Annotated in this window: 25 protein-coding genes, 1 other RNA gene and 1 pseudogene; 17 read left to right on the top strand and 10 right to left on the bottom strand. The window is 69.8% G+C overall.

What is annotated here, in order from left to right:
- Positions 1 to 237: 237 nt before the first annotated feature.
- The 6 genes from ispH to KHC27_RS21270 all read left to right on the top strand — a co-directional run bounded on the left by ispH (position 238) and on the right by KHC27_RS21270 (position 4,272).
- Positions 238 to 1,206 carry a 4-hydroxy-3-methylbut-2-enyl diphosphate reductase gene (ispH, locus tag KHC27_RS21295; RefSeq protein WP_213342052.1) on the top strand — a complete coding sequence of 323 codons (969 nt, stop codon included), beginning with the start codon at positions 238 to 240 and terminating at the stop codon, positions 1,204 to 1,206.
- Between the two features lie 54 nt (positions 1,207 to 1,260).
- Complete coding sequence (locus KHC27_RS21290; RefSeq protein ID WP_213342049.1) at positions 1,261 to 2,226, top strand: homoserine kinase; 966 nt, start codon at positions 1,261 to 1,263, stop codon at positions 2,224 to 2,226.
- Complete coding sequence (gene rnhA, locus KHC27_RS21285; protein ID WP_343210956.1) at positions 2,223 to 2,726, top strand: ribonuclease HI; 504 nt, start codon at positions 2,223 to 2,225, stop codon at positions 2,724 to 2,726. Before KHC27_RS21290 ends, rnhA begins: the two co-directional genes overlap by 4 nt.
- Positions 2,727 to 2,756: 30 nt before the next feature.
- Complete coding sequence (locus KHC27_RS21280) at positions 2,757 to 3,233, top strand: DUF4260 domain-containing protein (protein WP_213342047.1); 477 nt, start codon at positions 2,757 to 2,759, stop codon at positions 3,231 to 3,233.
- A 116-nt stretch (positions 3,234 to 3,349) separates the two neighbouring features.
- Positions 3,350 to 3,475, top strand: a complete 126-nt coding sequence (ykgO, locus tag KHC27_RS21275) for a type B 50S ribosomal protein L36 (RefSeq protein ID WP_013167868.1) — start codon at positions 3,350 to 3,352, stop codon at positions 3,473 to 3,475.
- 119 nt (positions 3,476 to 3,594) lie between these two features.
- On the top strand, positions 3,595 to 4,272 hold the full coding sequence (locus KHC27_RS21270; protein ID WP_213342044.1) for a tetratricopeptide repeat protein: 678 nt from the start codon (positions 3,595 to 3,597) through the stop codon (positions 4,270 to 4,272).
- Between the two features lie 9 nt (positions 4,273 to 4,281).
- On the opposite strand, the gene KHC27_RS21265 is transcribed toward KHC27_RS21270, so the two are convergent.
- The 5 genes from KHC27_RS21265 to KHC27_RS21245 form a co-directional block, all read right to left on the bottom strand.
- Positions 4,282 to 4,782 (bottom strand): dihydrofolate reductase, encoded by a 501-nt coding sequence (locus KHC27_RS21265; protein WP_246520191.1) that lies wholly within the window; start codon positions 4,780 to 4,782, stop codon positions 4,282 to 4,284.
- A 92-nt stretch (positions 4,783 to 4,874) separates the two neighbouring features.
- Positions 4,875 to 6,152: a flavin monoamine oxidase family protein gene (locus KHC27_RS21260; protein ID WP_213342042.1), complete on the bottom strand. Its 1,278-nt coding sequence runs from the start codon at positions 6,150 to 6,152 to the stop codon at positions 4,875 to 4,877.
- Positions 6,153 to 6,229: 77 nt separating this feature from the next.
- On the bottom strand, positions 6,230 to 6,988 hold the full coding sequence (locus KHC27_RS21255; RefSeq protein ID WP_213342039.1) for an SspB family protein: 759 nt from the start codon (positions 6,986 to 6,988) through the stop codon (positions 6,230 to 6,232).
- 77 nt (positions 6,989 to 7,065) lie between these two features.
- Positions 7,066 to 7,420: a transfer-messenger RNA gene (gene ssrA / locus KHC27_RS21250) on the bottom strand.
- A 54-nt stretch (positions 7,421 to 7,474) separates the two neighbouring features.
- Positions 7,475 to 7,801: a hypothetical protein gene (locus KHC27_RS21245; RefSeq protein ID WP_213342037.1), complete on the bottom strand. Its 327-nt coding sequence runs from the start codon at positions 7,799 to 7,801 to the stop codon at positions 7,475 to 7,477.
- Between the two features lie 141 nt (positions 7,802 to 7,942).
- Between KHC27_RS21245 and KHC27_RS21240 the strand changes: the two genes are divergently transcribed.
- Both KHC27_RS21240 and KHC27_RS21235 read left to right on the top strand, forming a co-directional pair.
- Positions 7,943 to 8,737: a thymidylate synthase gene (locus KHC27_RS21240; RefSeq protein ID WP_213342070.1), complete on the top strand. Its 795-nt coding sequence runs from the start codon at positions 7,943 to 7,945 to the stop codon at positions 8,735 to 8,737.
- Positions 8,734 to 9,213, top strand: coding sequence for a GNAT family N-acetyltransferase (locus KHC27_RS21235; protein ID WP_213342035.1), 480 nt, complete (start codon positions 8,734 to 8,736; stop codon positions 9,211 to 9,213). The genes KHC27_RS21240 and KHC27_RS21235 overlap by 4 nt, the downstream gene beginning before the upstream one ends.
- A 317-nt stretch (positions 9,214 to 9,530) precedes the next feature.
- Here the strand turns inward: KHC27_RS21235 and KHC27_RS21230 are convergent, their stop codons facing one another.
- Together KHC27_RS21230 and fumC are read right to left on the bottom strand one after the other, a co-directional pair.
- On the bottom strand, positions 9,531 to 10,055 hold the full coding sequence (locus KHC27_RS21230; protein ID WP_213342033.1) for a Spy/CpxP family protein refolding chaperone: 525 nt from the start codon (positions 10,053 to 10,055) through the stop codon (positions 9,531 to 9,533).
- A 122-nt stretch (positions 10,056 to 10,177) separates the two neighbouring features.
- A complete protein-coding gene (fumC, locus tag KHC27_RS21225; protein ID WP_213342031.1) occupies positions 10,178 to 11,569 on the bottom strand; it encodes a class II fumarate hydratase in 1,392 nt (463 codons plus the stop codon).
- A gap of 448 nt (positions 11,570 to 12,017) precedes the next feature.
- Here fumC and KHC27_RS21220 point away from each other — a divergent pair, with 448 nt between their 5' ends.
- The 6 genes from KHC27_RS21220 to KHC27_RS21195 all read left to right on the top strand — a co-directional run bounded on the left by KHC27_RS21220 (position 12,018) and on the right by KHC27_RS21195 (position 16,675).
- The gene (locus KHC27_RS21220; RefSeq protein ID WP_213342029.1) at positions 12,018 to 12,206 is read left to right on the top strand and encodes a DUF4169 family protein; all 189 of its coding nucleotides are present in this window, start codon (positions 12,018 to 12,020) and stop codon (positions 12,204 to 12,206) included.
- Positions 12,203 to 12,481, top strand: coding sequence for a ribbon-helix-helix domain-containing protein (locus KHC27_RS21215; RefSeq protein WP_213342027.1), 279 nt, complete (start codon positions 12,203 to 12,205; stop codon positions 12,479 to 12,481). Before KHC27_RS21220 ends, KHC27_RS21215 begins: the two co-directional genes overlap by 4 nt.
- A 187-nt stretch (positions 12,482 to 12,668) precedes the next feature.
- Positions 12,669 to 13,832, top strand: a complete 1,164-nt coding sequence (hflK, locus tag KHC27_RS21210) for an FtsH protease activity modulator HflK (RefSeq protein ID WP_213342026.1) — start codon at positions 12,669 to 12,671, stop codon at positions 13,830 to 13,832.
- The gene (hflC, locus tag KHC27_RS21205) at positions 13,829 to 14,779 is read left to right on the top strand and encodes a protease modulator HflC (protein ID WP_213342023.1); all 951 of its coding nucleotides are present in this window, start codon (positions 13,829 to 13,831) and stop codon (positions 14,777 to 14,779) included. Before hflK ends, hflC begins: the two co-directional genes overlap by 4 nt.
- Positions 14,780 to 14,791: 12 nt before the next feature.
- Positions 14,792 to 14,977 carry a DUF2065 domain-containing protein gene (locus tag KHC27_RS21200; protein ID WP_213342021.1) on the top strand — a complete coding sequence of 62 codons (186 nt, stop codon included), beginning with the start codon at positions 14,792 to 14,794 and terminating at the stop codon, positions 14,975 to 14,977.
- 192 nt (positions 14,978 to 15,169) lie between these two features.
- Entirely contained in the window at positions 15,170 to 16,675 is a 1,506-nt protein-coding gene (locus KHC27_RS21195; protein ID WP_213342018.1) for a Do family serine endopeptidase, read from the top strand.
- 137 nt (positions 16,676 to 16,812) lie between these two features.
- Here the strand turns inward: KHC27_RS21195 and KHC27_RS21190 are convergent, their stop codons facing one another.
- Both KHC27_RS21190 and KHC27_RS21185 read right to left on the bottom strand, forming a co-directional pair.
- The gene (locus tag KHC27_RS21190) at positions 16,813 to 17,349 is read right to left on the bottom strand and encodes a DUF1036 domain-containing protein (protein WP_425514903.1); all 537 of its coding nucleotides are present in this window, start codon (positions 17,347 to 17,349) and stop codon (positions 16,813 to 16,815) included.
- Positions 17,342 to 18,634 (bottom strand): glycerate kinase type-2 family protein, encoded by a 1,293-nt coding sequence (locus KHC27_RS21185; RefSeq protein ID WP_213342014.1) that lies wholly within the window; start codon positions 18,632 to 18,634, stop codon positions 17,342 to 17,344. Before KHC27_RS21185 ends, KHC27_RS21190 begins: the two co-directional genes overlap by 8 nt.
- A gap of 153 nt (positions 18,635 to 18,787) precedes the next feature.
- Here KHC27_RS21185 and KHC27_RS21180 point away from each other — a divergent pair, with 153 nt between their 5' ends.
- The 3 genes from KHC27_RS21180 to KHC27_RS21170 all read left to right on the top strand — a co-directional run bounded on the left by KHC27_RS21180 (position 18,788) and on the right by KHC27_RS21170 (position 20,492).
- The gene (locus KHC27_RS21180; protein WP_425514902.1) at positions 18,788 to 19,657 is read left to right on the top strand and encodes an N-formylglutamate amidohydrolase; all 870 of its coding nucleotides are present in this window, start codon (positions 18,788 to 18,790) and stop codon (positions 19,655 to 19,657) included.
- 25 nt (positions 19,658 to 19,682) lie between these two features.
- Positions 19,683 to 20,018, top strand: a complete 336-nt coding sequence (locus KHC27_RS21175) for a DUF1244 domain-containing protein (RefSeq protein WP_213342012.1) — start codon at positions 19,683 to 19,685, stop codon at positions 20,016 to 20,018.
- Between the two features lie 195 nt (positions 20,019 to 20,213).
- Complete coding sequence (locus tag KHC27_RS21170) at positions 20,214 to 20,492, top strand: DUF2312 domain-containing protein (RefSeq protein ID WP_213342010.1); 279 nt, start codon at positions 20,214 to 20,216, stop codon at positions 20,490 to 20,492.
- 110 nt (positions 20,493 to 20,602) lie between these two features.
- Here KHC27_RS21170 and KHC27_RS21165 read toward each other — a convergent pair.
- A pseudogene (locus KHC27_RS21165) lies at positions 20,603 to 21,414 on the bottom strand (hypothetical protein); the annotation flags it as partial.

Here is a 21,414-nt window from a genome sequence, read left to right as displayed (position 1 = left end):
GGACCGTCTCGCGATGACCGGGATGTCATGAATATAGGCCGCCTCGGACGCGAGCGCAATTCACCTCGCATCCCCGCCGGCCGATCTATGACCCGGCGAAGCCCACATTGACCCGGCGAAGCCCACATTCGCTTCCGCACGGCGGCGTGCCCGTGCGCCGCGCGGCTTGACACCTCCGCCCGCCGCACCCATGACGAAGGCGATCCGCCTGCGAGGCCCCCGGACGATGAACCGCCCATGAGCGCCGACAAACCCGCCCTGCGCGTCCTGCTTTGCGCCCCGCGCGGCTTCTGCGCCGGGGTGGTGCGCGCCATCGACGCCGTGGAGAAGGCGCTCGCGCTCTACGGACCGCCGGTCTATGTCCGCCACGAGATCGTGCACAACAAATACGTCGTCGAAGGCCTGAAGGCCAAGGGCGCGGTGTTCGTGGAAGAACTCCACGAGGTGCCGGCCGGCACTACGGCACCGGTCATCTTCTCCGCCCATGGCGTCGCGAAATCGGTGCCGGAGGATGCGGCGGCGCGGAACTTCTTCGCCATCGACGCCACCTGCCCGCTGGTGACAAAGGTGCACCGGGAAGCCACCGTGCACCACAAGCGCGGCCGCGAGGTCGTGCTCATCGGCCATGCCGGCCACCCCGAGGTGATCGGCACCATGGGCCAGCTGCCCGAGGGCGCGGTGGCGCTGGTCGAGACCGCGGCGCAGGCCCGCAGCTTCACGCCGCGCGACCCCGAGCGCCTCGCCTACACCACCCAGACCACGCTCTCCATCGACGACACTGCCGAGATCGTCGCCATCCTGCGCGAGCGCTTTCCCGCCATGGTCGGCCCGCAGAAGGAAGACATCTGCTACGCCACCACCAACCGCCAGGAAGCGGTGAAGCGCGTGGCGCCGCAGGTCGACGCGATGATCGTGGTGGGCGCGCCCAACTCCTCCAATTCGCAGCGCCTGCGCGAGGTGGCGGAACGGGAAGGCTGCCGCGCCAGCGCGCTGGTGCAGCGCGCCGCCGACATCGACTGGGCGGTGTTCGGCTCCATCTCGTCGCTGGCCATCACCGCCGGCGCCTCCGCCCCCGAGGTGCTGGTGGAGGAGATCATCGACGCCTTCGCCGCCCGCTTCGCCGTGGCGGTGGAGACGGTGCACACCGCCCATGAGGACGTCTTCTTCCCGCTGCCGCGCCAGCTCCGCACCGACGCCGCCGAATAGGCCCGACGCCGCGCCGCCGGCCGCGGCCGCCCGACCACGAGAGACCCCGCCCGCATGGCCGTCTACACCGACGTCTCCCCCGAAGAGCTGGAAGCCTTCCTCGCCCATTACGACATCGGCCGCCTGCGGGCCTTCAAGGGGATCGCGGAGGGGGTGGAGAATTCCAACTTCCTGCTCCAGACCGAGGCGGGCAGCTTCATCCTCACCCTGTACGAAAAGCGGGTGAACCCGGCCGACCTGCCCTTCTTCATCGGGCTGATGGAGCACCTCGCCGGCCGGGGCATCGCCTGCCCGCAGCCGGTGAAGAACCGCGCCGGCACCGCCCTTGGCGCGCTCGCCGGCCGCCCCGCCGCCATCGCGACCTTCCTGATCGGCACCTCGGTGCGCCGGCCGGGCGTCGCCCATTGCGCCGCGCTGGGCGAGGCGCTGGCGCGGCTGCACGAGGCCGGGGCCGGCTTTGCCCTCACCCGCCGCAACGCGCTGTCGGTTCCCGGCTGGCGCCCGCTGTTCGTGACCGCCGGGGAGCGGGCGGACACCGTCGCCCCCGGCCTTCATGCCCTCATCGCCGACGAGCTCGCGCTGCTGGAAACCCGGTGGCCGACGGGGCTGCCGGAAGGCGTGATCCACGCCGACCTGTTCCCGGACAATGTGTTCTTCACCGACGACCGGCTCTCCGGGCTGATCGACTTCTATTTCGCCTGCAACGACCTGCTGGCCTATGACGTCGCCATCTGCCTCAATGCCTGGTGTTTCGAGCCGGACGGCGCCTTCAACATCACCAAGGGCCGGGCCCTGCTCGCCGCCTACACGGCCGTGCGGCCGCTCGGGGAGGCGGAGATCGCGGCGCTGCCGCTGCTCGCCCGCGGCGCGGCGCTGCGTTTCCTGCTCACCCGGCTGGTGGACTGGCTGAACGTGCCGCCCGGCGCGCTGGTGCGCCCGCACGACCCGAAGGAATATCTGCGCAAGCTGCGCTTCCACCGCACCGCGACCAGCGCGCGCGACTACGGGATCGCGCCGTGAAGACCGCGCCGGGAACGCAGCGCGTGTTTGGCGACGATGCCGCCGAGACCTCCCGCGGCATCGTGGCGGTGTGGACCGACGGCGCCTGTTCTGGCAATCCCGGGCCCGGCGGCTGGGGCGCGATCCTGCGCTATGCCGGGGCGGAAAAGGAGCTTTCCGGCGGCGAATCCCCCACCACCAACAACCGCATGGAGCTGATGGCGGCGATTTCGGCGCTGGAGGCGCTGAAGCGGCCCTGCACCGTCGATCTCCACACCGACAGCGAATATCTGCGCAACGGCATCACCAAGTGGATCCACGGCTGGAAGCGCAATGGCTGGCGCACCGCGGACAAGAAGCCGGTGAAGAATGTGGACCTGTGGGAGCGGCTCGACGCCGCCCTCGCCCGCCATGAGATACGCTGGCACTGGGTGAAGGGCCACGCCGGCGACGCCATGAACGAACGGGCCGACGAGCTCGCCCGCGCCGGCATGGCGCCCTACAAGCACGGGCGGAGCTGACGCCCCTCCACTCCTCGGAAAGGCAATGCCATGGCCGGCACGGCGGCGGGCGGAAACAACGGCTCTTCCGAGGCTCGCGAGGCCGGCGGCATGGTCGAGGGCGCGCCCGGCCTGCTGCTGCGGCTCGAAGGCGCCGGGGTGTTCCTCGCCGCGCTCGCCGCCTATGCCGCGCTCGGCGGCGGCTGGTGGCTGTTCCTCGCCCTGATTCTCGCGCCCGATCTCGGCATGCTGGGCTATCTCGCCGGGCCGCGGGCCGGCGCCATCGGCTACAACGCCACCCACACCTATCTCGTCCCGCTGCTCCTCGGCGGGGCCGGGGTGGCGCTGACCGCGCCGCTGGCGCAGGCGGTGGCGCTGGTCTGGGTGGCGCATATCGGGGCGGACCGGGCGCTGGGCTTCGGGCTCAAATATCCCGGCAGCTTCGGACGCACCCATCTCGGCCTTTCCGCCCCGGCCCGGCGCGCCGCGCGGCACGCCGCCGGGGATCAAACCCGCCCGGCGGATTGACAAGGCCCCCGCCCCTCCGCTATCAGCCGGCCTCGAATTAAAGCTGGCGGATAGGGGCGCGGTCGTAGCGGCGCCGTCTCATTGCGCCGGCGCACTCGTTACGAAGGTTACGTGTCATGAAGATCCGCAATTCGCTCAAGTCGCTGCTCGGCCGCCACCGCGACAACCGCCTGGTGCGCCGCAAGGGCCGCGTCTACATCATCAACAAGACCCAGAAGCGCTTCAAGGCCCGCCAGGGCTGAGACGTCGCGAAGGCCCCGGCGCGCGGCTTGCCCGCGCCCGGCCCGATCAGGCCCGCCGGCCGCGTTCACGTTTTCGCGGCCCGCATTGACGCCGCCAGCCCGCTTCATACACTGGCGGGATGCGCGTTCTGATCCTCGCCACTGCGATAGGTTTCGCGGCCGCCGGCGCTTCCGCCCGCGCCGACGTTTCGTCCTCCCCTCCGGTGCAGCCTGTGCTGTCCGAGGTGCAGCAGCCCTCCGCCCCGGCGCAGACCACCCCCGGCAAGGAGGCGGCATCTCCCGGCACCTCGGCGCTCGCGCCGAATGAGCCGGACCGCGCCAAGCGCCTCGACGCGCTGTTTGCCGCGCTGAAGGCCGCTCCCTCCAAGGAATCCGCCAAGGCAATCGCCGACCGCATCGAGGTCGCGCTGGTGCCCTCCGACAGCGACACCGCCGATCTGCTGATGAGCCGCGCCGCCACCGCGACGCAGGCGAAGGACTACGACCTCGCCATCGCGCTGCTCGACGGCGTGCTCACCATCGCCCCGAACCATCTCGACGCCTGGAACCGCCGGGCGACGGTGTTCTACCTCAAGGAAGACTTCGTCGACTCGCTGGCCGACCTGCGGCAGGTGGTGGCGCGCGAGCCCCGGCACTACGGCGCCTGGGCCGGCATCGCGCTGATCTGCAAGGAACTCGGCGACGAGAAGCACGCGCTGGAAGCCGCGCGTATGGCGCTCGCGGTCTATCCCCAGCTCGAATCGATGAAGGACATGGAGAAGGAGCTGGCCATCAAGGTCGAGGGCCGGCCGATCTGACGCCGCCGCTCAGGCCCGCTCGTAATCGACGAAGCTGAAGGCGAACTCGTCCTTCTCGCCCTGGAACGGGCCTTCCCGGGCGATCTCCCGCCAGTCCGGCACATTAAGCGCGGGAAAGACGACATCGCCCGCGGGCGCCCCGTGGATGCGGGTGAGACGCAGGGCGTCGGCATGGGGCAGCGCCTGCGCATAGATATCGGCGCCACCAACCACGGCGGCCTCCGCTACCCCCAGCCGCTGCGCCTCCACCCCGGCGCGGGCTATCGCGGCGTCGAGGCTCGAGGCCAGCAGCACGCCTTCCGGCAAGCTGAGCTCCGCATCCCGGCTCACCACGATGCTGGTGCGGCCCGGCAGCGGCCGGCCGATCGACTCGAAGGTGCGCCGGCCCATGATGAGCGGCTTGCCCCAGGTGATGGCGCGGAACCGCTTCAGATCGCCCGAGACATGCCAGGGCAGGCCATCGCCACGCCCGATGATGCCGTTCTCGGCGACGGCGACGACGATCACCAGCCGAAGTGCACGGCCTCCGCTGCGGTCCACCGCGCCGCTCACGCGGGGCTCGCCGTTCCCGCCGCTCACGCGGGATTCACGGTTCCCGCCGCTCACGCGGCGTGCCGCGCGAGCCGGGCCAGCACCGCGTCGGCGGCGGCAAGGCCGGTTTCGTGGGCGCCATGGGCGGTGGAATAATAATGCGGCGACACCGCCTCGCCGGCGAAGAACACCTTGTCGCCCACCACCTGCGCCAGCCGCGCCCGCATATGCGCCTTGCCCGGCAGGGCGCAGCTATAGGCGCCGCCGATCAGCGGATCGGCCACCCAGCCGGTGGTCGCCGTGCGCAGCACCCGGGCCCGGATATCGGCGCCATAGGCGTCGACCAGCGCCGCCAGCGCGAAATCCACCATCGCCGCGGGCCCCTCCCCCACCAGCCGTTCGGCATTGGCCCCGCCGAGCTGGGCGATTGCCATGGCGTGGCCGAACGGGTTGAGGGTGAAGTTCACCGGAATGCGCGAGGGATCGCGCAGGTCGATGGTGTCGACATAGGTCACCGGCGGCACGCCGAACACGTCGCGGTCGAACTGGAACGCAACCTTCTCGGCCGAGCCCAGCGGCAGCGCCTCGAACGCCTCGGCAAGGTCGGGCGGCAGGTCGGGAGCAAAGCGCAGCCGTCCGCGGGCGATGGCCGTGGTCGGCACCGCGACGACGGCGTAGCGCGCGCTGAGCCGGCCCTTCGGCGTGTCCAGCGCCACACCGGGGCCGGACCAGTCCAGCCGCTCCACCGGGCAGCCGAGCGTCACCTCGAGATCGGGCGCCGCGCGCGCGGCGACGGCGAGGACGAGCGCGCCATAGCCCTTCTCGACAGGGTAGTTTTCCGCCGTGTCGCTGTAGGCGACGTAGTCGAGGGTGGAGACCCGCTCCGCCTCCGTTGCGGACATCAGCGCCAGCCAGTGCCGGCTCATCCGCAGCCACGGGGATGCGGTGTCCAGCACCTCGCTGGCGGCAATGTCGCGGCCCTGCTCGCCCGCGTGCTTCACTGCGGCGAAGGCGCCGTCGATCGCCTCCCACACCGCCTGACGCTCCGCCGCGTCGGCCCAGCGGTCGCCGAGATGGGTGGCCCGGGTCTGCCGGTTGCCGCGCTGGTAATAGCCGAGGCCCAGCTCGTCGGCAGCGATGCGGAACGGGTTCACCGAGGCCGAATGCAGCCAGTGGCACCCCTTGTCCCAGGGCACGCCAAAGGCGGCGACGTCGGTATGGGCGCGGCCGCCGACCCGCTCCGCAGCCTCCACCACGGCAACCGCGACCCCGGCGGCCCGCAGGCGGGCGCCCGCCGCAAGGCCGGCGGCGCCGGCACCGATCACCACGACGTCGAAGGACTGGGACACGAGAGCTTCTTGGGTTGAGCTTCTTGGGTTGAGCTTCTTGGGTTGAGCCGCCCGGGAGGCATTGCCTCTTGCGGCGGCTACTTCTTGCGAAAGGCGTCCAGCCGCACGACCTGCGCCCCGCCGGTTTCGGGCTCGGGCGATGCCGGCTCCGCCGAAGGCTTGGCCGCCGCCGCATCGGCGGGCTTGGCCTCCGTCGAACGATCCTTGCGGGCCGGGGCCGCCGCCGGCCCGTCGGTCTTGGCCGTCGCGGAGCTGCCGCCGGCTTCCGTCTTTGCCGAATCGGCCTTGGCGGTCTCGGCCCTGGCAGCTTCCACCTTGGCCGGTTCGGGCTTTGCCGGGACGGGGCGCGGTTCGGCCCGCGCGGGCAGCGGCGTCGCCGGCGCCGCTGCCACGGGGGCCGCGGCGGCGGGCGCGGGCGAGGTCGGCACCGATTTGAGCTGCACCGGCGCCGGGGCCGGCTCCTCCGGCTCCTCCTCGGCGGCGGAAGGCTCGAACTGCAGGCCGAACTTCACCGAGGGGTCAAAGAACCCCTTCAGCGCCGCGAAAGGCACATGCAGCCGCTCCGGCACGCGGTTGAAGGACAGGCCCACCTCGAAATACTGCTCGGTAACGATCAGGTCCCAGAACTGGTGCTGGAGGATGATCGTCATCTCCTCCGGGTACTTCTCCTTGAGGCGCGAGGAGATGCGCACACCCGCAGCCCGGGTGTCGAAGGAGATGTACAGATGGTGCTCGCCGGGCAGGCCGTCGCGGGCGACATCGCCCAGCACGCGGCGCACGACGCCGCGCAGCGCATCCTGGACGAGAAGGTCATAGCGGATCAGGTCGACACTCATGTTCGCAATGAAGCCGATTTCTTGATGGACCGCCAGCGCAACGGCACCGGAACCGGAGGCACGGCACAGGAAAATGAAGTGGAGGCTTCTGTTGCCAGGTGCCTCCGAACCCCGCCTTACAGTGCTACCCGCAAGGACTTATTTCCCAGAGATCAAACCGCTCACGCGGCCTGAGCAACCGGAGCATAGTTGTCGTTGGCAACTATATGTTCGGCCCGATGACGGCGGAACCATGCCGAGCGAAAGTCCACCCTTTACGCCCTCGTCGATCCTGTTTCGCCCCCGCCGGAACCCAGCGCGCCGCTGGGCTCGGGTGGAGGCGCCGGGTACTGCCCCCGGGTCCGAAGGGTTTATTCCGATAGCCGTTTATCGCCATAGCCGACTTGCGCCGGCCTTCCCAATATAGTGAGGGTCGCGCGCCGTTGGAAGGGGGAGCGCCACTCTTCCAACAGCGGGGACTTTGGCCGGGCTCAAGGCCCGGCCGGCCTACGCCTCGGTCTGGTCGCCGTACTGCAGGTCCTCCAGCGAGAGGTTGGCCGCCGGGGTGCCTTCCAGCTTCTCGTCGAGTTCCGCGAGCCGCGCCTGAAGCGCCGCCATCAGCGCCTGCCGCAGCAGGGTGTAGTCCAGCCGCACATCGGAATGGGCGCTGCGCAGCGTCTGGCCCGGCCGCAGGATCAGCACGGCGCTGCCATTGCCGCCCTTGCCGCCGTCAAGGGCGAGGTCGAGGGGGTGCGAGGCGTCCTTTTCCAGCAGGTTTAGATGCGCCAGCACCCGGTGGCGTTCCTTGCTGAGGGTCTCGGTGGTCTGGGTCATGGGAATTCCCCCTTGGCGATCGTTGCGGTATCAGGGAGAAGCCGGATGAGGCGGCAGGGGTTCCGGGGCGGCGGACCTGATAAAGCCCGCCCGATGTGCTAGTGCATGGTTACGCCACCAGACGAATCGAGCGGACCCACCATGCGGCAGTATCACGAGTTCCTTGAGCGCATCCTGCGCGAGGGCTCCCGCAAGCACGACCGGACCGGCACCGGCACGATCTCGATCTTCGGCCACCAGATGCGGTTCGATCTGGCCGAGGGCTTTCCGCTGGTCACCACCAAGCGGCTGCATCTGCGCTCGATCGTCCACGAACTGCTCTGGTTTCTCGCCGGCGACACCAATATCGGCTACCTCCGCGACAATGGCGTCACCATCTGGGATGAGTGGGCGGACGAGAAGGGCGACCTCGGGCCGGTCTACGGTCATCAGTGGCGCTCCTGGCCGGCGGGCGACGGCGCAGCCATCGACCAGATCGCGCAGCTCGTCACCGACATCCGCCGCAATCCCGATTCGCGCCGGCTGATCGTGACGGCCTGGAACCCGGCGGACCTGCCGAAGATGGCGCTGCCCGCCTGCCACTGCCTGTTCCAGTTCTACGTCGCCGACGGCCGGCTCTCCTGCCAGCTCTACCAGCGCTCCGCCGACGCCTTCCTCGGCGTGCCGTTCAACATCGCGAGCTACGCGCTGCTGACCCACATGGTGGCGCAGGTGACGGGGCTGAAGCCGGGCGATTTCGTCCACACCTTCGGTGACGCCCACATCTACCTCAACCATCAGGAACAGGTGCACGAGCAGCTCTCGCGCAGCCCGCGGCCCCTGCCCCGGCTGGTGCTGAACCCGCAGGTGCGCGACCTCTTCGCCTTCCGTTTCGAGGACGTCGCGGTCGAGGGCTACGATCCCGCGCCCGCCATCAAGGCGCCGGTGGCGGTATGAGCCTCGTCCTGCGCCCGGCGCGCCGCGAGGACGTGGCGCGCATCCTCGGCTTCGTGCGCGAGCTGGCCGAATATGAGCGCCTGATCCACAAGGTGGAGGCCACCGAGGCCGGGCTGGCCGACGCGATGTTCGGGGACAGGCCGCTGGTCTTCTCCACCCTCGCGGAATGGGACGGAGAGGCCGTCGGCTTCACCCTGTGGTTCTATAATTTTTCCACCTTCCATGGCCGCCCCGGCATCTTCCTGGAAGACCTCTTCGTGCGCCCGGCGTTTCGGGGACGCGGCATTGCCCGCGCCCTGCTGGCCGAGCTGGCGAAGCGCTGCATCGACGAGGGGTTGCCCCGGTTCGAATGGATGGTGCTGAACTGGAACGAGCCGGCGATCGCGGTCTATCGCCGCCTCGGCGCGGAGCCGATGTCGGACTGGACCCTGCAGCGCGTTTCCGGCCCGGCCCTGCTGAAGCTCGCCGAAGACTGAATTCCTCCCGCCACATGCCTCCCGCCCACGCACAGGGCAGAAAAAAGCCGCCAGCCCGAGACGGGCGGCGGCTGAAGGTGTTCGAGCAGGGGAGCTCGAGGGTCCAAAGAAGGGTCGGTCAGAAAACGAGCGCCGGGGCGGAAGGTTCCATCCGGACGATCGGTAGTTGCGCACGGCACGGGTGAACCGGGACTGAACGTGCACGGCCACACGCCGCGCACGGTGCGGCGGGAGTCCTTAAGCCCGCCTTAGCGGGCGCCGGCGCCGCCGCAGAAGCTGTGGATGAAGGGCACGCCGTTCCTTGCGTGCCCGGGGGGTCACGGCTGGGGCGAAGCGGCGGGCGCCGCCGGCGCGCCGGGCTTGTCCGCCTTGTCGCCCTTGGCGTGGGCCTGCTCGGCCCGCCGCACGATGGCGGTGAAGCGCTTCTGCTGGTCGGGGTTGAGCGCGTCGTAGAACGGCCGGGCGGCGGCCGCCAGCGTCTTCAGGGCCTCGCCGGAGGTCACCATCGCGTCGGCGCGGTAGCCGAGCCGGGCGACCACGTCCAGCTTCTCGTCATCGCCCTTCTGGTGCATCTCCAGCATGTGGGTGCGGCGGGCGATACGCTGCTTCACGAAGGCCTCGAGCGCGCTTTCCACCGGCGGCCAGAGCTTTTCCTGATCCGGCGTCAGCTGCAGGCTCGCCTTCAGCTTGGCGATCCGCGCCTCGCTGCGCTCCAGCGCCTTGCTGGAATAGGTGGCGGGGTCGACGGGCGGCTTGGTCGCCGTCTGCGCGAAGGCGGCGCCGCCGAGGCCGGTGCTCAGGAGAAGGGCCGCCAGGGTTGCGGTGCGGGTGAAGCGCTTCATCGGTCTCACTCCCTCAGGATCGAAGCCGACCCTGCGCCGTGGCGGCCCATTCTTCAAATGAAACTTCGGTAATGCCGCCGCCATATTCCCGTCATGGGCATCGCGCCGGCAGGTCAATCGCGTCAGCCGGGCGAGATCATCTTCTCCGGCCGGACAATGCTGTCGAATTCCTCATTCGTCACATAGCCGCCACCAACCGCTTCATCACGCAGCGTCGTGCCGTTCTTGTGCGCCGTCTTGGCGATCTTGGCGGCATTGTCATAGCCGATCTTGGGCGCCAGCGCGGTGACCAGCATCAGCGAGCGCTCCAGCGCCGCCTTGATGTTGTCCTCGCGGGCGACGATGCCGACCACGCAGTTCTCGGTGAAGCTGACCGCCGCATCCGCGACAAGGCGGACCGACTGGAGGAAATTATAGGCCATCACCGGGTTGTAGACGTTCAGCTCGAAATGACCCTGGCTGTTGGCAAAGCTCAGCGCGGCGTTGTTGCCGAACACCTGCACGCAGACCTGGGTGAGCGCCTCGCACTGGGTCGGGTTTACCTTGCCCGGCATGATGGAGGAGCCCGGCTCGTTCTCCGGCAGCGCCAGCTCGCCGAGGCCCGAGCGCGGGCCGGAGCCGAGCAGCCGAATGTCGTTGGCGATCTTGAACAGCGAGCTCGCCACCGTGTTGATGGCGCCGTGCGAGAACACCATGGCGTCGTGAGCCGCCAGCGCCTCGAACTTGTTCGGCGCGCTGGTGAAGGGCAGGCCGGTGATGGCCGCGATCTTCTCCGCCACCAGATCGGCGAAGCCGACCGGCGCATTGAGCCCGGTGCCGACGGCGGTCCCGCCCTGGGCGAGCTGCATCAGCGCCGGCAGGGTCTGCTCGATGCGGGCAATGCCGTTCTCGACCTGCTGGGCGTAGCCCGAGAACTCCTGGCCGAGGGTCAGCGGCGTGGCGTCCTGGGTATGCGTGCGGCCGATCTTGATGATCGAGGCCCATTCCCCGACCTTCGCGGCCAGCGCGCCGTGGAGAAGCCGCAGCGCCGGCAGGAGACGGTTCACGATCTCCTCCGCACAGGCGATGTGCATCGCCGTGGGATAGGTGTCGTTGGACGACTGGCTCATATTGACGTGGTCGTTCGGGTGCACCGGCTTCTTCGAGCCAAGCACCCCGCCCAGCATTTCGATCGCGCGGTTCGAAATGACCTCGTTGGCGTTCATGTTCGACTGGGTGCCCGAGCCGGTCTGCCAGACCGCCAGGGGAAAGTGCGAATCAAGCTTGCCGTCGATGACTTCCTGAGCAGCCGCGATGACCGCGGCGCCGATCGCGGGGTCGAGCCGGCCCAGCTGGAGGTTCGCCTCCGCCGCCGCCCGCTTCACAATTCCGAGAGCGCGGACCACCGGAATGGGCTGCTTTTCCCAGCCGATCCGGAAATTCCCGAGGGATCGCTGTGCTTGCGCGCCCCAATATCTGTCGGTGGCGACCTCAATGGGCCCGAAGGTATCGGTTTCGATCCGCGTGTCAGTCATGCGACAACCCCTTGCAAGAACGCCCTGCACTGCGCGGCCACAAAGGCCGGCAGGTGGCGCGGTTTAGCACGCGCCCGGGGCCGGCGGAATGCGACCTAGGGCGGGCGGCGGAAGCAACCGCCAAGAGATCCGACGCCTGCCGCCGGGTGCCCGGCGGGATCATGCGGCCTTGATCTTGCTGCGCGGCACCCCAGCATCAGGACCGGTATTGCGCTGGCGACAACACCGAGAGCGTTGCCAGGCTCATCTTCGAAGCCGAACGCATTTTCTCATTGAATTGGGGGCAAAGCGCAAAGAAATGGCGTATGATAGTACCCTACCTTTTTCGTAAGCAACCTGCTTCCAAAAGTGCGATATTACCGTAAGTTGGATTCATTTGCTTACATTTGCAGAAGCGTGTTGACGCGGCTGCTGAGAAGCGGTCAAAAATCGCCAGGGGAACATCTCGATGAGCGAAATCGTTAACTTGCGCCGATTCCGCAAAAAATTGGCACGAGAGGCGAGGGAACAAACGGCTGCCGCCCGGCGTTACCAGTTTGGTAGGTCGAAAGACGAGCGCGAAGCCGAGGAGGCCCGTGAGCGTATGCGGCAGAATGCCCTCGAAGGCCATCGACGCGTACAAGGGGATGAGACATGAAGAGCCCAGTCGTGAAGCGGTCGATTGTGATCGCGGGGCATAAGACGAGCGTCAGCCTGGAAGACCAGTTCTGGGACGCCCTGAAAGAGATCGCGAATAACCGTCGCAGCACGCTGTCGGAGATTGTCGCCTCGATCGATTCCGGCCGAAACCAGGGCAACCTGTCGTCGGCGATCCGGCTCTTCGTGCTTGCCCATTTCCGCAATGCATCGGCTACCCGCGACAATTCGGACTTCGCCGAAAAAGCGAGTCATAGCCGCACTACCGTTGCGTAACACCCCGACAGTCCCATATGTGACCCGCGGGCGGCGCGTTGTAACCCGGTGCTCAGTCACCTATAACCGCCCCCGTCGCGCCTCGTCCGAGGCACGGTCACTCTGACTGCACCATCGTGTCCCGGGGACTGAAATGCGCGCCCGCGCGGTTCGTCGGTCCGGGTGCGTAAACGGGAGTTGCGACGGCATGTCGTGGAAGAACCAGAGCGGCGGTCCATGGGGTGGTGGGCCGCGCGGTCCCTGGGGGAGCGGTCCGCAGTCGCCGGGTCCCAATCCGCCTGACCTCGAAGATCTGATCCGACGCGGCCAGGATCGGCTGCGCAGCGTGATGCCCGGCGGCTTCGGCAGCACCAAGGGCGTCATCCTTGTCGTGGCACTTGTGGTCGCCGCCTGGCTCCTGTCCGGCTTCTACCGGGTCCAGCCCGACGAGCAGGGCGTGGTCCTGCGGTTCGGGCGGTTCATCGCCACCTCCAATCCCGGCCTGAACTACCACCTGCCCTATCCCGTCGAGAGCGTCCTCACCCCCAAGGTGACGCGCATCAACCGCATCGACATCGGCAACCGCACGGGCGACGACCCTCGCCGCGCCGGCGCCCTCCGCGATGTGCCCGAAGAGAGCCTGATGCTCACTGGCGACGAGAACATCGTCGACGTCGACTTCGCGGTGTTCTGGATGGTGAAGCCCGCCGCCGCCGGCAGCACGGAAGATGTCGGCGCCGCCGACTTCCTGTTCAACGTCCAGAACCCGGAAGGCACCATCAAGGCCGTGGCCGAAAGCGCCATGCGCGAGGTGGTCGGCCGCACCAACATCCAGCCCATTCTCACCGGCGCCCGCCAGGGTATCGAACAGTCGGTGCAGGAACTGATGCAGCAGACGCTCGACCGCTACCGGTCCGGCATCCTCGTTACCCAGGTCCAGCTCCAGAAGGTCGACCCCCCGCAGCAGGTCATCGACTCCTTCCGCGACGTGCAGGCCGCGCGCGCGGACGCCGAGCGGCTGCAGAACGAGGCGCAGGCCTACGCCAACCGCGTCGTTCCCGAAGCGCGCGGCGAGGCCTCGCGGATCAGCCAGGGCGCCCAGGCCTACAAGGAACGCGCCATCATCGAGGCGCAGGGCCAGGCCGCGCGCTTCCTCAGCGTGCTCACCGAATATGAAAAGGCTCCGGAAGTGACGCGCCAGCGCATCTATCTCGAAACCCTCGAGCGCGTCTTCGGCGGCATGGACAAGATCATCATCGACCCGTCGGCCCAGGGCGGCCAGGGCGTGGTGCCCTACCTGCCGCTCGGCGCGCTGGACCGCAGCCGCCCCGCGGGGCAGACGCAGGGCACCGCCCAGGGAGCGACGCGATGAAAGGCGTAGCCGGCATCGTCGCGGCCATCGCCGCCGCGGCCCTCCTCATCATCGCCTATTCCGCGCTGTTCAGCGTGTACCAGACCCAGCAGGCGCTGGTGCTGCGCCTCGGCGAGCCGGTGCGCGTCATCAACGAACCGGGCCTCAACGCCAAGATCCCGCTGGTGGACAGCGTGATCTTCCTCGACAACCGCATCCTCGACCTCGAAAACCCCTCTCAGGAGGTCATCGCGGCCGACCAGAAGCGGCTCGTCGTCGACGCCTTCGCCCGCTACCGCATCGTCAACCCGCTGCGCTTCTATCAGGCGGTCGGCACCATCGACGCCGCCAACTCCCGTCTCGCCACCATCCTGAACTCGGCGCTGCGCCGCGTGCTGGGTGAATCGACCTTCATCCAGGTCGTGCGCGACGAGCGCGAAGTGCTGATGGGCCGCATCCGCGAGCAGGTGAACCGCGAGGCCGCCGGCTTCGGCATTTCGGTGCTGGATGTGCGCATCCGCCGTGCCGACCTGCCGGAAGCGAACAGCCAGGCGGTGTTCCAGCGCATGCAGACCGAGCGTCAGCGCGAAGCCGCCGAGCTGCGCGCCCAGGGCGCCCAGGCGGCGCAGACCATCCGCGCCCGCGCCGACCGCGAATCCACCGTCATCGTGGCCGAGGCGACCTCCGGGGCCGACCGGCTGCGCGGCGAGGGCGACGCGGAGAAGGCCCGCATCTTCGCCGATGCCTACAGCAAGGACCGCGAGTTCTTCGACTTCTTCCGCTCCATGCAGGCTTACGAGACCTCGCTGAAGCCGGACGACACCCGGCTGCTGCTGTCGCCGAACTCCGAGTTCTTCCGCTACTTCAACGCCCCGGGTTCGGCGGCGGCGACGGGCGGCACCCCGGCTTCCGCGGCTGGCACGGCAGGCACGGCTCCTGCCGCTCCGGCCCCCGCACCGGCGAACTGATCGCGCGCGACGATGTACGACCTCATCGTCGCGCTCGGTCTCGTCTTCGTCATCGAAGGGCTGATGCTCGCCGCCTTCCCCGCCGCAACCCGGCAGGCGATGGCGACCCTCCAGACATTGCCCGATCCCACCCTGCGGGTGCTCGGGCTCGCCGGCGGCATAGCCGGCCTTGTCGTGGTGTGGCTGGTGCGGGGATGAGGTGAGGCCGGCCCCGCGTGGGGCCGGCGCACGGCGCGAATCGCCTCGCGCGGTTTTGGCTTGCATCGCCCGCTCCGCCGGTCCAGCGTTCGGCCTTCTGCCCGCAAAGGCAGCGCGGCGAGCGAAGCGGCACGCCGCCTTCCGGGCGGAGCCCTGCCGACCGTTCGCGCGGGCCGGCGTCAAGGAGGCAACATGCTCGCTTTCGTTCCAAACCGGCGTCGCGCGGCCCGGGCCTTTTCCTTCCGCCGGCTTGCCGCCCTGTCGCTGGCGGTTCTGCTCAGCGCACCGCTGGCCGCGCGGGCCGCGGCCGTAAAGGGCCCCGACACCGTCGCCGACACCGCGGCGATGGTGATCGATTCGGTCGTGAACATCTCGACCTCGCAGACCGTTTCCCCGCAGCGCAGCGTGCCGACCCCGCAGCTTCCGCCGGGCTCGCCCTTCGAGGAATTCTTCGAGGAGTTCTTCAAGCGCAAGCAGGAGCAGGACGACGGCGGCGACCGTCCGCGCCGCGTCTCCTCGCTCGGCTCCGGCTTCGTCATCGATCCGAGCGGGCTCGTGGTCACCAACAACCACGTCATCGCCGACGCGGACGAGATCTATGTGAACTTCAACGACGGCTCCAAGCTGAAGGCGGAGCTGGTCGGGCGCGACACCAAGATCGACATCGCCCTTCTCAAGGTGAAGCCGGACGCCTCGAAGCCGCTGAAGGCGGTGAAGTTCGGCGATTCCGACGCGCTGCGGGTCGGCGACTGGGTGATGGCCATCGGCAACCCGTTCGGCCTCGGCGGCACGCTGACGGTCGGCGTCATCTCGGCCCGCAACCGCGACATCAATGCCGGCCCCTACGACAACTTCCTGCAGACCGACGCCGCCATCAACCGCGGCAATTCCGGCGGTCCGCTGTTCAACATGGAAGGCGACGTCATCGGCATCAACACCGCCATCATCTCGCCCTCCGGCGGCTCGATCGGCATCGGCTTCGCGGTGCCCTCCAACACCGCCGTCGCGGTGGTGCAGCAGCTGCGGGAATTCGGCGAGACCCGGCGCGGCTGGATCGGCGTGCGCATCCAGCAGGTCACCGACGAGATCGCCGAGAGCCTCTCGCTCGGGCGGCCCCGCGGCGCGCTGGTCGGCGGCCTCACCGATGGCGGCCCGGCGGCCAAGGCCGGCATCAAGGCCGGCGACGTCATCGTGAAGTTCGACGGCAAGGACGTGAAGGACATGCGCTCCCTGCCGATCGTGGTGGCCGACACCGCGGTCGACAAGGAGGTGGACGTCGTCGTGGTGCGCAAGGGCCAGGAAGAGACGCTGCGCCTCAAGGTCGGGCGGCTGGAGGAGAGCGAGAAGGTCGAGCAGGCCGCGCTCGCCAAGAAGGCCCCGGAGGCGCCGAAACCGCCGACTAGCCGCCTGATGGGGCTGGAGCTCTCCGAGATCACCACCGAGCTGCGTGGCAAGTTCAAGATCAAGGACGAGGTGAAGGGCGTGGTGGTGACGTCGGTCGAGGGTGGCACCGCCGCGGCCGACAAGGGCCTCAAGCCGGGCCTCGTGATCCTCGAGGTCAACCAGGAGGCGGTCTCGCACCCTGCCGACATCGAGAGGCGCCTCGCGGCTCTGAAGAAGGAAGGCCGCCGTTCCGCCCTGCTGATGGTCTCGGACGCCGACGGTCAGGTGCAGTTCACCGCCCTGCCGATCGACTGATCCGGCGCCGCCCGCGCGGGATTCCCTCACCAGCAAAAGCGCCGCGTTCCGGCAGGTACGCGACGCTTTTTGCCGTGCGGGAGAAGGCGTCCGGCCGGGGCTTGCGGCAGCACCGGCGCGAAGGGACGTCAGGTACGTCAGGGACGTGGCGGCGGGGACGGCGCCTTGCCCGGGGTCGCCGCGCCCGGCTGGCTCTGCTCGGTCAGCTGCACCGTCCAGCTCTTCTGCTCGTGGGTGTCGACCTCGAAGAAGCCGGTGCGGTCGAAGCCGCGGGCGAGGCAGTCCTGGATGCCGCGGATGGTGAACTCCTTCTCGCGCGTGCACATATAGGCCTTGCCGGCCCATTCCCCGCCGAGATCGTAGTCCACGGCATAGACGTAATAGAACCGCGCCACGAGATCGCCGCGCAGCAGCGTCTCGCAGCTGTTGGCGTTCACGTTCCACCAGCCCTCGGTGGCCCAGGCGTCGCCGTCCTTGTAGCCCACCGCGATGCCGACCCGGCTGTCGGTGCGGTTGCACAGCCGGAAATCCGCCGCCGCCGGCCCCGCCGCCAGCAGCAGCGCCGCAGCGGCCAGACCGGCCGGGAGCGCGGCCCGAACGGTACCGCGCCCGCGAGCGACACGACACGCCGCAACGCAACGCTCCGGCGCGAGGCGGCGTGGCGTGTCAGACATCGATGAAGACGGCGCGGAAGTCATTCACGTTGGTGCAGGTCGGTCCGGGCGTGAGCAGGTCGCCGATCTTCTCGAAGAAGCCGGTCGAATCATTATTGGCGAGGAACTCGGCGGGATCGAGGCCGAGCGCACGGGCCCGGGCCAGCGTATCGGGGGCGACGAAGGCGCCGGCCGGGTCGGTGGCGTCGCCGCCGCCGCCGTCCGTGCCGTCGGTGTCGCCCGCCACCGCGTGGATGTTCTCCGCCCCGCCGAGCGCCTCGGCCAGGGCCAGCGCGAATTCCTGGTTCGGCCCGCCGCGACCCTGCCCGCGCATGGTTACGGTGAGTTCGCCGCCCGACATCAGCACCGCGCGGGTGCCGGCGGCCTTCAGCTTCAGCGCCTCGGCCGCATGGGCGGCGGCGACCTCGCGGGCCTCGCCTTCGAGATTGTCGCCCAGTAGGACCGGCTCCACCCCCCACGCGCGGGCCAGCTTCTCGGCGGCGACGAAGGAATCCGCCGGGCGGGAGATCAGCAGGTACTCGGCAGTGTCGAAGGCCGGGTCGCCGGGCTTGGGCGATTCGTTGGCCGGGTCGCGCAGTGCCACCGCGATGGAGGCGGGCGGGTCGATGCGGAAGCGGGTCAGCACGTCCCGCGCCTCGGCGAGGGTGGAGGGGTCCGGCACGGTCGGGCCGGAGCCGATCACTGCCGGGTCGTCGCCCGGCACGTCGGAGATGGCGAGGGTCACCACCTTCGCCGGCTGGGCCAGCGCCGCGAGGCGGCCGCCCTTGATGCGCGAAAGATGCTTCCGCACCGTGTTGATCTCGGTGATGTTGGCGCCGGAACGCAGCAGCGCGCGGGTGAGCGCCCGCTTGTCGTCCAGCTCCACGCCGATCGCCGGCGCGATCCAGTTGGCGGAGGCGCCGCCCGAGAGCAGCACCAGCACAAGGTCGTCCGCGCCGGCGCTGGCGGCGAGGTCGATCGCCTTCTGCGCGCCGGCAAGACCGGCGGCGTCCGGCACGGGATGGCCGGCTTCCACCATTTCGAGCTGGCGGGTCGGCCGGCCATAGCCATGGCGCGCCACGCCGATGCCGAGCAGTCGGGCGGGATCGAAGCCGAGCGTGTCGAGATAGTGCCGTTCCGCCACTTCGAGCATCGAGCCCGCAGCCTTGCCGGCGGCCAGCAGGATCAGCCGCCCCGTGGCCGGCGGCGCCGGCAGGACGGGCGGCAGGCAGGTGGAGGGATGAGCGGCGGCCACGGCCGCCTTGAACAATTCGTCGAGAAACGCGCGCGGCGAATGATCCGTCATCTTAACTCCCCGTCCCCCCGCTTCACGCGGGTGCCCCTTGTCTTATAGTGAGCGCCGGCCCGGCAGGCGAGGCGACGCGAAACCGGCGTATTCCTATGGCACCGGAAGCCCCTCGTCACCATACCCCCAGCCTTTATCGCAGTCACAGCCCAGATGATGCTTCGTCGCACCCCCGATGAAAACGCGGCCGAATCCGCACCAGCGCCCGCCGCCGTAGCGGAAGGCGGGGATTACGCCCCGTTCGAGCGGATTGCGGGGGCGGCGGAGAGCGGGCTGATCCTGCTGTGCGACCATGCCTCCAACGCCCTGCCCGCCGAGTATGGCGACCTCGGCCTGCCCCGCGCCGAGCTGGAGCGCCATATCGGCTACGACATCGGCGCCGCCGGGGTGACGCGCGCCCTCGCCGCCCGCATGGGCTGCCCGGCCGTGCTGACGCATTTCTCCCGCCTGCTGATCGACCCCAATCGTGGCGAGGACGACCCTACGCTGGTGATGCGGCTGTCCGACGGCGCCGTCGTGCCCGGCAACCGCCATGTCGACGATGCCGAGATCGCCCGGCGCATCGCCCGGTTCCACCGGCCCTACCACCGCGCCATCGAGGCGGAGATCGCGCGCATGCTCGCCGCCGGGGTGGTGCCGGCGCTGCTCTCCGTCCACAGCTTCACCCCGGTGTGGCGCGGCGTGCCCCGCCCGTGGCACGCGGCCCTGCTGTGGGACCTCGACCCGCGCCTCGCCCGCCCGCTGATCGAGGCGCTGGCCGCGCCGGGAGACCTCGTGGTCGGCGACAACGAGCCCTATGACGGCGCGCTGCGCAACGACTGCCTGTTCCGCCACGGCACCGCCCGGGGCCTGCCCCACGCGCTGATCGAGATCCGGCAGGACCTCATCGCCGCGCCGGACGGGCAGACCGGCTGGGCCGACAGGCTCGCCGCGGTGTTGCCCGCTTTGCTGGCGCAGCCCGAGCTTCACCGCGTGAGCGCCTTCGGCTCGCGCACCGGCCCGGTCGCCCCCATCTTCACCTGAGGTTCCCCTTTGCCCGGAGGGCAGCATGTCCGACCCCGCCATCCCCTCGCCCGCCGCCGAGCTGGACGAGGCCACCCGCACCGAGCTCGAAGCGGCCGCCTTCCGCCGGCTTGTCGCGCATCTCGCCGCGCGCACCGACGTGCAGAACATCGCGCTGATGAATCTGGCCGGCTTCTGCCGCAACTGCCTCGCCAACTGGTATCTCGACGCCGCGAAGGAGCGGGGCATCCCGCTGGCCAAGGAGACCAGCCGCGAGGTCGTCTATGGCATGCCCTACGAGGACTGGAAGGCGCGCTATCAGGCCGAGGCCGGAGCCGAGCAGAAGGCGGCCTTTGCCGCCCGCAGCCAGGAGCCGCATTAGGGCGGCGCAGCCCGTCGGCCACGGCATACCGTTGTCCGGGCCTGCGGCGCACGCCCGGCCCGGCGCGCCGCATTCTGCCGTGGACGGGCGACTTCAAACGCTTGACGCGGCGCGCCGCAGACGGATTCTTCCTGACCCCTTTTCACGAACGGAGCCGCCGGTCCTGTGGGCCGGACGATGCCCGCGGGAGACCAGATGTCCGACATCCCCAACGACCAGCCGCTGTCCGATGCCGCCGCCGGCTTCGCCAAGGACCAGCTCAAATCCTTCATCGAGCGGATCGAACGGCTTGAGGAAGAGAAGAAGTCGATCGCCGACGACATCAAGGACGTTTTCGCCGAGGCCAAGGGCACCGGCTTCGACGTGAAGGCGCTGCGCGAGATCCTCAAGATCCGCAAGCAGGACGCCGACCAGCGCGCCGAGCATGAGGCGATCGTCGATCTTTATCTGCAGGCGCTCGGCATGGTCGGCTGAGCCGGCCGGCACGGGAGACGCGCGGGCTTCTCCGCAGGCGCCTCCAAACGCATGACGGGCGGACCCCTGGTCCGCCCGTCATGCGTTTGAGGGGATGTCCGGCCCCGCCGTCAGTTGCTGGCGGTCCAGTAGCGGCGCGGCGGCAGCGGCGTGGCGCTGGCGAGGGTGACCACCGGAACCGCCACCACGGCGGCGCCGGTGAAGCGCGCGGTGTCGAGCCCGCCGGAGGCGTCGCGGCCGAAGCCGCCGTCGACCACCTGCCGCGGCGCGGCGACGAAGGCGGCGAAGCGCCGGAGTTCCGGCGTGCGCAGCGTGGTGTCCTGCGCCACGGTCGGGCTGGAGAACAGCCGGCGGATTTCGGCCTGGGCCTCCGCCGTGGCCGGCCGTGCCGGCCCATGGGCTGCGGCCGGCCGGGCGGCATGAGCGGCGGCCGGCGCGTGGGCAAGCGCGCTGCCGGCCGGCAGCGCCGGCGCCACCGGCGCCTGCCCGGGCTGGGTGCGCGGCGCGGCGAAGCTGCCGGCGGAGGCGTAAGAGAGCGTGCCGCGCTCGACATCGACCGTCGGCGCCGACGCCGCCAGCGCGCCGCCGGTGGTGATGAGCGCGGGCAGCCCGGCGGCCGGCATGGCGGCCGCGACCTGAAGCCCCGCGCCGGCCGGACGCGCCGGCGGGCTCGGAACCGTCGCCGCAAGGATGGCAGGGCCTGCCGTGGCCATGCCCGGCGCCGGTTCGCGCGCGGGATGGGCGAGCGGCAGCGGGACATTGGCGTCAGCCACCACCACGGCCGCCGGAGCGGCCGGCAGATCGGGCTTCGGCGCCGGCAGCGGTACCGCCGCTGCGGCGACCACGGCGGCGGCGGCGGCGACGGGCGGGGCGACAGGTGCGGCGGCGACGGCGCGCGCGGCCGGGGCGGGCGCCTCCGCCT

Source organism: Ancylobacter lacus, from assembly GCF_018390635.1.
Classification (GTDB): domain Bacteria; phylum Pseudomonadota; class Alphaproteobacteria; order Rhizobiales; family Xanthobacteraceae; genus Ancylobacter; species Ancylobacter lacus.
The sequence above is the reverse complement of the archived record's forward strand: the minus strand, read 5'-3'. Positions and strand labels throughout refer to the sequence as shown.